Source organism: Streptomyces sp. SX-6 (genome assembly GCF_059089585.1).
The window spans coordinates 42,731-51,833 of sequence record NZ_JBTHHU010000047.1 but is presented as its reverse complement, the minus strand read 5'-3'; the positions used below and the strand labels follow the sequence as shown (position 1 = coordinate 51,833).

Below are 9,103 nucleotides of genomic sequence, written 5' to 3'. Positions count from 1 at the left end.
ACGCCACGTTCTGCCCGCAAGCGGGTAAGAACGGCCAGGGCCTCTCCCTCCAGTCCTACAACTACCCGGACCATTTCATCCGTCACTACTACTACGGCGCCTACATCGCCAGCGAGGGCGGACCGAATGCCTGGGACACCCCGACTCTGTGGCGGGATGACGTGAGCTGGGACCTCGCCGGGCCCTGGGCCTAGCGTCCTGCGCCACTAGGCGACAGCCGTCAGGCTCCCGGCCGGCCGGGGGGCGGCAAGGGCGCGGGCCAGCGGGGAGAGGGCCGCGCAGAAAAGGACGGCACCGAGCGGTATCAGATCGAGGCTGACGGCCATGGTGGCAGTGCCGAGCACCACCATGACGGGACGCCAGGGGCTGATACGGCGCTGGACGGCGAGCTGGACCACGATCCAGATCAAGCCGACGTAGAAAAGCATCGGTCCGACGGTGTAGACGGCGGGCATCACGCCGGGGTGGCTCTGGATCTGCTCGAAGAGCCGGTTCATGGCCGGGCGGTCGGCCGAGCGGAAGCCGACGATGAGGTCGATGGTCGCCTGGGCGACGACGGCCAGCGTGCCGGCCAGGCCGAGGAAGGTCGCGGCGCCAGCGCTCAGCCGCCCCGCGCTGGTGGCCGGCTCGGCCAGACGATGCAGGCCCGAGAAAACCGCACCGAAGAGCACCACCCCAGCGATCAGGGCGAGATGGCCGGAGGTCCAGGCGAGGCCCGGACCGTGACCCGGGTCAGAGAGTCGGATGGCCCCGTATGCCAGCATGCACAGTGGTGCGGTGATGAAGGCGGTCCGCGTAAGAGCGGTCCAGCCGGGCCCCCAAGGTCGGTTGGTCATGGCTCGATCCTGCCCGCCGCAACCGCATCCCGGCACCCGGGATCACCCCGAGTGCACCCCGACCTACCCCTGACTATCCATATGGGGACCGCCCACCCTCGATGAACGGGCGTCTCACGAGCCAACGGCGAAGTTGACGAACTCCGCCCATACGGCAACGGTGACTTGGAGCTTCGGGCCTTCCTTGCGCTTGGAGTCCCGGACGTAGACGCCTTCGGGGAGGCAGGCGGCGACTTCGACACAGTCGCCGCCTTCGTCACTGCTGTAGCTGGACTTGCGCCAGGCGAAGGCGACTTCGATGCATGCCCCGCCTTCGTCACTGCTGTAGCTGGACTTGAACCAGTCCGTTATTTCGCAATCTCTGTTCACAGCTCCCCCAGCATCTTTCCCAGCAGACTCACCGTGTCCTCGGGCGTGAGCGCCTGCGAGCGCAGAACGCCGAAGCGCATGTTCAGCTCCGAGACGTCCTTGGCATCGGAGAGCAACACGCTGCCCTTCTGCCCTTCGAAATAGACCAGCCGCTGCTGCTCCGGGGTCTCCACCAGCCACATGGGCCCAGCGAGCCCTGCATGGGTTTCCCGCCGAGTCGGCATGACCTGGATGTCGACGTTGCGCAGCTCGGTCAACTCCAGCAGATGCCGTAGCTGTCCACGCATGACCTCCCTGCCGCCGATCCACCGTTCGAGGACGACCTGTTCAATCACGGCACTGATCAGTGCGGGCGGGTTGCGCCGCAACAACTGCTGGCGCTCCAGGCGATTTGCGACCCGGTTCTCGATCTCGTTGTCGTCGAGCAGCGGTCGGCCGCTCCGGAACACCGCCCGCGCATAGTCCTCGGTCTGGAAAAGGCCTGGCAACACGTGAGTCTCATAGATGCCAAGCGCAGCGCACTCAGCCTCGTATCGGGCGAACTCCTCGAACCAATTGGGGTATTTGACGCCACCAATATGCTTGGCTGCCTCCCGCAGCATCCCGCACGCACCACACAACTCCTCGGCGATGTCGATCAACTTGACCGACGGCTTCCGTCTCCCCTGCTCCACCGAGGACACCGTGTCTACCGAATACCCCGAGGCATCCGCCAGTTGCTCACGGCTGATACCCGCGATCCTGCGCCAGCCCTGCAACACACCACCGAACATCCGCATCGTCGCCGACCTGGATTGCCTGCCACCGGACATATGTTCCCCTCCCCGGCTTTCCCCGACAGTCGCGCCTCACACCCATCGGTCAGCGTATGCAGGCTCACACATCGCGTTCGGCGTAAAGCCGGAAATCCCTCCACGGCGTGGATCTACCCGGGTCGTACCCGAGCGGAGAGTACGACCCCGGTCGCTTCCCGCACCCCACAACACCCGCGCATCGTGTGCATCGTGAGAGACGACAACCCCCCGTACCGCTCCGACTGGATCCCCCGGTCCGGCCACCATCTCTGGCGCTGCGGCGTGTACTTCGACGCGCTGCGTCTGCACGGGGTACGCGGCGCGGCGGTGGCCGAGTGTCTGGCCACGGTCGCGGGGCCCGACGCCGGGCCGGTCGTGTGCGAGCTGACCGGATTCCGGCCGGTGTACTTCCTGTTCCGCCCTGGCGTCGTGCGCGAGCACCAATGGCCCGCTGACGTACAGCAGTTGACGGGTCCGTACGCAATCGCGTACGTCGGCATCCCCGCCCTCACGGGCAACACGTGGCCGCTGTACTGGCACACGCCTCCGACACGCACCGCTCCGTACATCGGGCCGGAGGCGATGCGCCAAGCGCTCGAAACGTGCCCCGTTCCGGCACCTGCGTTGCCGTCTTTATGAGCGGCGTGTCACTGGTGGTCCTTCGCCGGGAGGGCGACCTGGGCGCGGAAACCTTCGCAGAGCTCATGCACATCGTCGTTGGGGCATGCGAGCAGGTCGCGCAGGTAGCTGCGTGCAGTGTCCAGCTGGGTCATCTGGGCTTCGATGGCGGAGATTCGAGCGGTGACGGTGTCGCGCCAGTCGGGGATTTTCGCCTGCCCGGAAAGGACCGCGGCGATCTCGTTGAGGGACATCTGTCCGGTGGTTCGCCACAGACGGATCAGCGCGATCCGGTAGATCTGATCGGCGCTGTAGTAGCGATGGCCGAAGCGTCGGTGGGGCGCGATGAGTCCGCGGCGCTCCCAGTAGTGCAGCGTCGAGATGGGCAGATCGAAATGGTCGGCGACTCGCCGGATCGAAGTCAGATCGTCCATAGGGCCAGTTGAGCTCAACCCCGGTTGAGCGGGCAAGGTCGACCTCACCAACCCCCTCGGGAAAGGATCGACATGCCGGTGAATATTGGTGTCAGTCTTCCGACCTACGTCGAGCGTGGCGATGAGGGCATGAGGGAGATCCCCTTGTTGGCCCGGCATATCGAGCAGGTCGGGCTGGACATGGTGTGGGCAGGCGACCGCCTGTGTGCGCGCACCCCGTTCCTGGAGAGCGTGGTCGCGCTGAGCGCGGCCGCCGCGGTCACCGAGCGCGTGCGGATCGGCTTCGGGGTCATGCAGCTGGCACTGCGGGAACAGGCGTGGGCGGCAAAGCAGTTGTCGTCGTTGCAGTACCTCTCCGGCAACCGCGTGGTCCTCGGGATCGGCGCGGGCGTACACCCGGAGGACTGGCTGGTGGGCGGGGTTCCGTTCTCCGGGCGGGGCCGCCGGACCGAGGTGATGCTGCGAGCGTTGCCCGATCTGTTCGCGGGCCGGCCGACGACATTGCTGACCGTGCCGGGTGAGCCGGTCATGACGCTCGAACCCGCCGTTCCCGCGCCACCGGTGTGGGTGGGCGGCATGTCCGACCGCGCGTTGCGGCGCGTCCTCGACCACGGCGTCGGATGGCTTGCCTCGCTGCTCGAACCCGCACAACTGGGCGAGCGGGCTGCCGAACTGGCGGCGATGGCAGCCGAAGCGGGCACGCAGACACCCGAGGTCGGCACCACGGTGTTCGCCGCGCTGAGCACCGATCCCGAGGAGAGCCGCCAGGGTCACCGGCGCCTGGTTCGTTTTCTGCGCTCGCTGACCGGTGAACAGGGGCTGTCCGAGCAGCAGGCGACCCGCCTGGTGGTCAGCGGACCTCCCGAGAAGCTGGCCGAACGGCTTGACCAATACGTTCAAGCGGGTGCAAGCACGTTCGTCATCAACCTCTCGGGCAACGGCCTGCGCCGACAGTACGACCTGCTCGCTCGTACCCGCGAACTACTGCTCGGCTGAGTCACCGCAAACGAGCCGCGCCCGTGATCAGTGGACGTAGTTCTTCAGCCGCTCTGTTTCCAGGGTGATGCCGACCGGGTCGGGGATCTTGACCGTTTCTCCGTACGGGTGCGAGGCGCGGCTCAGGTACTTGCCGTTCCGGGGCTCGCTGTAGACGGTGACCATGCACTCGTCACGATCGACGAGGAGATACACCGGGATGGCGACAGCAGCATAGCCGTCACGCTTGTCCTTGCGGTCGCGGCGGTCGATGCCGTTGTCGTGCGAGGTCACCTCCACAGCCATCAGGACGCCATCGGGCTCAGCCCACTCCCCTTGCCCGACAAAGTGCTCCTCGGGTACGAGCGCTCCATCCGGACGGGCCCGGCCCTTGCAGTGGCTTTCGACCTTCAGCCCTTGATACGGATACAGCGCGAGCTCTGAACGTTGCTGCATGCACTGCTTGATGAGCCACATGACAATCGCTCCGTGATCCCCATCCAGCACCGGCTTGACCTCAAGCTTTCCGTTGATGAATTCCAGCCACACGGTCTCCGGTGCGGTGCGGGCAATCTGCTCGAACTCTTCGACGCTCATCTGGAACAGGCGGGGATCACTGGGTGTCATGGTTTCACCTCCTCGGCTCCCTCAACTAGCCGTGCTTCAGAGGCAATCCTGCCGCTCGCCGCAGCTCCTCGCAGCGACGGATCACGTTCTCGTCGGGCGAAGGCGGTCCTGGGCGGAACGTGTCCGAGAGTGACAGCTCTTGTTCGCATCGCTTGCAGAATCCCCTGGGCATGGCCGCCGAACTGCCAGGCCGTTCACAGCGGTAGCACTCGATGAGCCGCTGGACGACGATCTCCGATTCGCGCACGGGCGGCATCTTGTCCTCAAGTCGGCTGCGTACGAACGCTGCTGGGCTGTGCACCTGCGGCGGCAGTCCCGCCGTGAGCGTCGCGCGCATGCGCTCGGCGCTGGCGTCGCGTTCCAGCCATTGCCTGGCCAGCGGCTCCAGGGCCTTGCAGTCGGCGGCCGACAGGGTCAGGCGGGGGTCGGTGCAGCCCAGCGAGGCGAGGGTCCGATGGGCGAGCGAGGGCTGCGGGTCGGGCTCGGGTACGGGCTGGTCGCCGCGCTCGAAGCGCTGCCACCACTCCTCGTCGCGGGCGGTACGGGAGAAGTACGTACGGGTCACCCACCGGGCGCCGTCCTCGTTGATCACGTTCACCCGGGTACGGCGCAAGTGGCCTGCGGCGACAAGGTTGTTGAGGGCGGTGCGGCAGGCTGCCTGGCCGTAGTCCGGCAGCACAGCAGCCAGCGTCTTCGCGTCCATCGCGGCGCCTTCCGGCAGCCGGTCGACGAAGGCGGCGATGGATGCCTCGCGCCGGGGGAGGTGCCCGAAATCGTGTGCGGTACGCGGCAGCTCGTCAGGCGCACGGCGCTTGCCGAAACCCGGGTTGGCCATGGGATGAGCTGCGGGAGCAGGCAGGACGGCGGTAGCCTTGGCGTCAGCCACGGATCGACTCACTTCGATCTTGTAGGTCAGACCCCGGTTTGGTGTTCTAGCACCGCCGGGGTCGTTTGCTGTTCCGGACGCTAAAGGGCCAGTACGGGCCGTCGCAACCTGATCGCGAATAGTCATATCGGTTGTGATGTACGAGACTTGGAGGAACGGCCAAGGCGGGTGGGTGGGCGGGAAAAGACCCTCCACCCATTCCTTGAAAAGAGCGCTCGGACATCGAGTCTCGAAGCTCAAGGTCGCAACACCAGTGCCCCACCTGCAGAGTTGAACACCTCCGCCCCTGGGCCGAGGGAACTTCGAGCTTCGGGTCGTCCATGCGCTTCGAGCCCCGGACCGGCCGGAAAGAACCCCGTGGGGTGCACGGGCCTGTGCGGGGGCACAGGGGCGGCTGTAGCGTGCTCAGCGTTTCACACCGGCATGGCACCGTTCCTTAGCAGGAAAGGACAGTCGAGTCGATGAAAATGCTGAGAACACAGGGGAGTTCGAGAAGGCGGCACAGACGCCTCGGCCGGCTGGTCGGCACCGTGGTGGCGATCGTCACGGCCCTGGCGGTCGTGGGCGCCGCGCCGGGCCCCGCGGCCGCAGGGAACAAGACCCGTACCGTCGCCTTCGGTTCCTCCATAGCCGCCGCCCGCAATTACGACGGCCGCCTGGAACTCTTCGGTACCAACAGCGGGGACGCGGTCTTCCACCGCTTCCAGGGCCGCCCCGGGGCCGACTGGTCGCAGTGGTACCAGTTCGACGGCGGACTGCGCGCCGTGGCCGCCGAGACCAACGCCGACGGGCGCATGGAGCTGTTCGGCGTCAACGGCGCCGGGTACGTCTACCACCGCTGGCAGACCTTCACCGCGGGCAAGCCCTGGTCGGACTGGGAGCAGTTGGACGGCTCCCTGACCTCGATCGCCGCCGCCCGCAACGCGGACGGCCGACTGGAGATCTTCGGCACGAACAGCGATGGCAGGGTGTTCCACAAGTGGCAGACCGTCCTCGGCGGACTGTGGTCGCCCTGGGAACAGCTGGACGGCCTGGCCACCCAGATCGCCGCAGAGACCAACGCCGACGGCCGCATCGAGATCTTCGGCGTCGACAGCAACGGCGGGGTGTCCCACAAGTGGCAGACCGTCCTGGGCGGACTGTGGTCGCCCTGGGAGCCGATGGGCAGCACCCTGACCTCGATCGCCGCCGCCCGCAACGCCAACGGCCGACTGGAGATCTTCGGCACGAACAGCGCCAACCAGATCTTCCACCGCGCGCAGGCCGGGATCGGCGGCCCATGGGCCGGGTGGGAACAGCTGGACGGCCAGCTCACCCAGGTCGCGGCCGAGACCAACGCCGACGGCCGCGTCGAACTCTTCGGCGTCACCAGCAGCGGCTCCCCGTATCACCGCTGGCAGACAGCCATCGGCGGCCCGTGGTCGGGCTGGGAGCAGTTCGACGGACTGCTGCGGCCCTGACACCGGTGACAGCACGTGCGTGCCGTCGGGGCTTTCCGTCCCGACGGCACGCGTCCAGCGGCGTCTACCTCAGATGCCGGACGAAGAACCTGACCGCGCTGTCGGCCTCGAACCTGGGCAGGTCCATATGCCTGCCCGCATTCGCGTGCAACGTCTTCTCCTTCGAGGCGAAGGCGTCGAACAACGCGAGACCGGATTCGCGCGGGATGTGCTCGTCGTCCCACTGGAGCGCGAACTCGACCGGGATGGTGATCTGCCGTGCCGTCTCGGCCAGGCGATCGGGCCAGTGCTGGCCGAAGACCGCGGCGGTGATCCTGGGTTCGGCCGCCACCAACGGCACGCCGATCGCGGTGCCCAGGTTCAGGCCGAAGTAACCGACCGGCCCTTCGGCACCGATCTCCGGCAACTGCTGGAGCGCGTCCAGGGCCGCCTGCCACTCCGGCACGGCGCGCTCCGCCAGTTCGGCGTTGTACCGGACGACGATCGGGCCGAGCGGTTCGCGCGCCTGCTGCGCCTGCCGCAGTGCGGCGACCTCCTGCTCGTCGTACGCCGTGCGCGGCCGGTCGCCGTGACCGGGTGCGTCGATGACGACGACGTGGAAACCGCCGTCGTGCACGAGGCGTTGGGCCCGGCCCACCATTCCGGGCCACTTCTTGTGCGTACCGCCGCCGTGGCCCATCAGTACCAGGGGCGCGCGCTCGGCGCCGGAAGCCGGCGACCAGAGCACGCCGGGGACCTCACCCACGGTGAAGTCGCGTTCGCGGATACCGTTCGCCGATGTCTCCGCAGTGAAATGCACAGAATTCATAGGAATTGCCTCTCGGGAGTGCCTTGTTGTCGAGGCGCTCCCGGCGACACCTATGTCAATCGCCCGACCGTGGCGGAGAGGGGAGCACCCATACGGATACAGCGTTCACGGGTCTCACCTCCTGGTTCGGCTTCACGGTCGCCCGCACACTATCAGGCGCTCAGGGGCCGGCGGACGCCCGTCTCCGCGGACCGCCTGATCACGTCCAGGAGCCGGTGCAGCCGCACGCCCGTGGCGAAGTCGGGGACGGTGCGGGAGCCGGTACGCAGGTCCGACGCCAGACCGGCGTACAGCCCGGCCACGTTGAAGCCCTCGGCGGCGGGGGCGAGGCCGGACTCGTTCACGGGTAGGGGGAGCTCGCGGAAGGCGCCGCCCGGAGACTGCGCGCCGAGGAGGCGCAGGTCGTCGATCTGGATGCCCGCCGGGCCGAGCTCGGCGGGCTGGTCGCCCGCGCCTCCGGAGAGGATGACCAGGTCGCCTCGCGTACCGGAAATCTCGATCCTCGTACGGGGGTTGGTGACCTTGGCGTCGTGGATGTGGGCCGACACCGGTGCGCCGGTGTCGGCGAGCGTCGCGTGGAGGACGAGGTGGTCGGGGCTGGTCGCCTCGAACTTCGCGCCGGTTTCGGCGATGACGTAGTCGGGGTGCCGGACGGACAGACCGGCCGACACGTCGGCGATGTCGCCGAGGAGGTGCTGGAGCGCGTCGAGGGTGTGGCCACCGGCCACCTCGAGCATGCCCGCGCCGTTGTCCCGGTCGAGGGTGTAGGACGCCCAGCCGGGTATCCGGCCCCCAACTCCCTTGCCGCGCGCGGCGTACACCGTCGCGGAGACGACGTCCCCCACGTACCCGTCGGCGATCAGCTCGCGGGCGTGGGCGACGGCGGGGGCGTAGCGAGCCTGGAGACCGAGCGCGTGGTGGACGCCGGCCGCGTCGGCCGCCTTCGCCAGCGCCGCGGCTTCGCCGGTGGTCCGGGCCAGCGGCCACTCGCAGTACACGTGCTTGCCGGCGGCCAGCGCCGCCCCGACCAGCTCGGCGTGGGCCGGCACCTTGACGGTGACGACCACCAGGTCCACGTCGGGGTGCTCGGCGAGCTGCCGCGGATCGGTGAACGCGTGCTGGGCGCCGAAGCGTTGGGCGGCTGCCCGGGCGCTCTCCTCGCGGCTGGTGGCCACCGCCGTGAGGGTGTAGTCCGGCAGGGTCGACAGTGCCGGTACGTGCGCCCGGACCGCCCAGCCGCGGTCGGGGTTCGCGCCGATGATGCCTACGCGGATCTTCTTCGTGTTCGTGTCCATG

Annotated in this window: 12 protein-coding genes; 4 read left to right on the top strand and 8 right to left on the bottom strand. The window is 68.0% G+C overall.

Annotation, left to right across the window (positions count from 1 at the left end; translation table 11 throughout):
* Positions 1-194: AbfB domain-containing protein (locus tag ACV530_RS34090; protein ID WP_494336579.1), on the top strand; the 194-nt coding region annotated here is incomplete at its 5' end.
* Between the two features lie 12 nt (positions 195-206).
* Here ACV530_RS34090 and ACV530_RS34085 read toward each other — a convergent pair.
* The 3 genes from ACV530_RS34085 to ACV530_RS34075 all read right to left on the bottom strand — a co-directional run bounded on the left by ACV530_RS34085 (position 207) and on the right by ACV530_RS34075 (position 2,017).
* Positions 207-836, bottom strand: coding sequence for a hypothetical protein (locus ACV530_RS34085; RefSeq protein ID WP_494336578.1), 630 nt, complete (start codon positions 834-836; stop codon positions 207-209).
* 114 nt (positions 837-950) lie between these two features.
* Positions 951-1,205, bottom strand: coding sequence for a DUF397 domain-containing protein (locus ACV530_RS34080; protein ID WP_494336577.1), 255 nt, complete (start codon positions 1,203-1,205; stop codon positions 951-953).
* Positions 1,202-2,017 carry a helix-turn-helix domain-containing protein gene (locus ACV530_RS34075; RefSeq protein ID WP_494336576.1) on the bottom strand — a complete coding sequence of 272 codons (816 nt, stop codon included), beginning with the start codon at positions 2,015-2,017 and terminating at the stop codon, positions 1,202-1,204. The genes ACV530_RS34080 and ACV530_RS34075 overlap by 4 nt, the downstream gene beginning before the upstream one ends.
* Positions 2,018-2,209: 192 nt before the next feature.
* Between ACV530_RS34075 and ACV530_RS34070 the strand changes: the two genes are divergently transcribed.
* Positions 2,210-2,638: a hypothetical protein gene (locus ACV530_RS34070; protein ID WP_494336575.1), complete on the top strand. Its 429-nt coding sequence runs from the start codon at positions 2,210-2,212 to the stop codon at positions 2,636-2,638.
* 8 nt (positions 2,639-2,646) lie between these two features.
* On the opposite strand, the gene ACV530_RS34065 is transcribed toward ACV530_RS34070, so the two are convergent.
* Positions 2,647-3,051, bottom strand: coding sequence for a MerR family transcriptional regulator (locus tag ACV530_RS34065; protein WP_494336574.1), 405 nt, complete (start codon positions 3,049-3,051; stop codon positions 2,647-2,649).
* A gap of 72 nt (positions 3,052-3,123) precedes the next feature.
* Between ACV530_RS34065 and ACV530_RS34060 the strand changes: the two genes are divergently transcribed.
* Entirely contained in the window at positions 3,124-4,047 is a 924-nt protein-coding gene (locus ACV530_RS34060; protein WP_494336573.1) for an LLM class flavin-dependent oxidoreductase, read from the top strand.
* Positions 4,048-4,074: 27 nt separating this feature from the next.
* Here the strand turns inward: ACV530_RS34060 and ACV530_RS34055 are convergent, their stop codons facing one another.
* Complete coding sequence (locus ACV530_RS34055; RefSeq protein WP_494336572.1) at positions 4,075-4,653, bottom strand: Uma2 family endonuclease; 579 nt, start codon at positions 4,651-4,653, stop codon at positions 4,075-4,077.
* Between the two features lie 25 nt (positions 4,654-4,678).
* Positions 4,679-5,539: a hypothetical protein gene (locus tag ACV530_RS34050; protein ID WP_494336571.1), complete on the bottom strand. Its 861-nt coding sequence runs from the start codon at positions 5,537-5,539 to the stop codon at positions 4,679-4,681.
* A 461-nt stretch (positions 5,540-6,000) separates the two neighbouring features.
* Here ACV530_RS34050 and ACV530_RS34045 point away from each other — a divergent pair, with 461 nt between their 5' ends.
* Positions 6,001-6,999, top strand: coding sequence for a PLL family lectin (locus ACV530_RS34045; protein WP_494336570.1), 999 nt, complete (start codon positions 6,001-6,003; stop codon positions 6,997-6,999).
* Positions 7,000-7,063: 64 nt separating this feature from the next.
* Here the strand turns inward: ACV530_RS34045 and ACV530_RS34040 are convergent, their stop codons facing one another.
* Both ACV530_RS34040 and ACV530_RS34035 read right to left on the bottom strand, forming a co-directional pair.
* Positions 7,064-7,807, bottom strand: a complete 744-nt coding sequence (locus ACV530_RS34040) for an alpha/beta hydrolase family protein (RefSeq protein WP_494336569.1) — start codon at positions 7,805-7,807, stop codon at positions 7,064-7,066.
* A gap of 152 nt (positions 7,808-7,959) precedes the next feature.
* Positions 7,960-9,102 carry a Gfo/Idh/MocA family protein gene (locus ACV530_RS34035; protein ID WP_494336568.1) on the bottom strand — a complete coding sequence of 381 codons (1,143 nt, stop codon included), beginning with the start codon at positions 9,100-9,102 and terminating at the stop codon, positions 7,960-7,962.
* Position 9,103: the final 1 nt, after the last annotated feature.